The sequence below is a fragment of the Marinobacter mobilis genome, assembly GCF_900106945.1.
In the GTDB taxonomy this organism is placed as follows: domain Bacteria; phylum Pseudomonadota; class Gammaproteobacteria; order Pseudomonadales; family Oleiphilaceae; genus Marinobacter; species Marinobacter mobilis.
The window spans coordinates 1-1,117 of the sequence record NZ_FNNE01000021.1 but is presented as its reverse complement, the minus strand read 5'-3'; the positions used below and the strand labels follow the sequence as shown (position 1 = coordinate 1,117).

Annotated in this window: 1 pseudogene; it reads right to left on the bottom strand. The window is 55.1% G+C overall.

Annotated features, from left to right (window positions below):
* Window positions 1-455 (bottom strand): annotated as a pseudogene (locus tag BLV11_RS18370) (hypothetical protein); the annotation flags it as partial.
* Window positions 456-1,117: the final 662 nt, after the last annotated feature.

The following is a 1,117-nucleotide window of genomic DNA, read 5'->3' as shown; positions in this document are numbered from 1 at the left end:
TTCATCTCGTCTTCATGCTTCGTGAACATTTGGTCGCTCATATCCCGCCAGTAGCGCGCCGGCCGACGGGTCTTTCGGTCGTGTTCGGCGGTCACCGGGTCCTTGTGGCGGTGGGGTTCCAGTACAGGAAACTCAGGCAGGGGGCGAGTCACATCCATGTAGTTCTGGAGGAAGTCCCAAAACGCGTAACAAGGACGGGACGTGTGGTGCCAGCCCAGCAGGATATCCCCAAGGTGCACTTCCAGCTTGCTGTAGCGATGACACAGTACAAAATCAAACCTAGGCCCGTACTGGGTCGCACCGCCAATAACCCAGCCGTCGAATTCATAGAATGGGGCTTCAATGATCGTCGCTTCGCGGCGCCCAAGGAGTGAAATTTTACGGGCGTAGCGCCATACCCGAACCATCCCGGTACGGCGATTGATTTCCCATAACGGCCCACGCCCAGCTTTCACGCACCACCGGGGGAAAAGTTTAAACACGAGTATGCTGGACAACCACATAAAAGCTGGAACGCCTGTTAATACTAAGAGAAACGGCCAAACTTCCAGCAAAGCTGCCAACAACGTTGAGTGAGTAAGATAGGCATGCATCAAGTAAGTCACTAGCCCAAGAATTAAACCTACCCAAAAGAGTCCTTTGCCAAGAGCCCCACACATATCGATTACCCGAGAGCGAAAAGCGAGCGGTGCATACCGAATACATTCATGGTCCTGCTGCCCTTCGTGCCCCGTTCCAGCCAGCAAATTTCCTACCTGTTCAATGTCGCGAAGGATCTTTGGCGACCAACGGGAAAACAGGTTAACGGGCATCACGTCCTGGGCTCCACCCCAAGGCAGCCGGAAACTCGCTGAGCGGCGCAAGGTGGAGTGATTAAAGTCCTGTTGCTGGGTAGGCTGATCCGGTACCGAGTCCAGACGATAGGCTATGGGGCCATAATAGCCACCGACCGTTGGCTTGGGCGCCCCTCCCTGTCGGTCAGCGCCGTTGCTGCACACATCCATTGTTCTCTTCCCTTGGGCGTCCTGCCCTCTGAAACCTGCAGGCTCAATTGTTCACAAAAACGTCCTGCGCTGATACCGACCGATTCCGGTTTCTCATGATGTGGGCCAGGCAA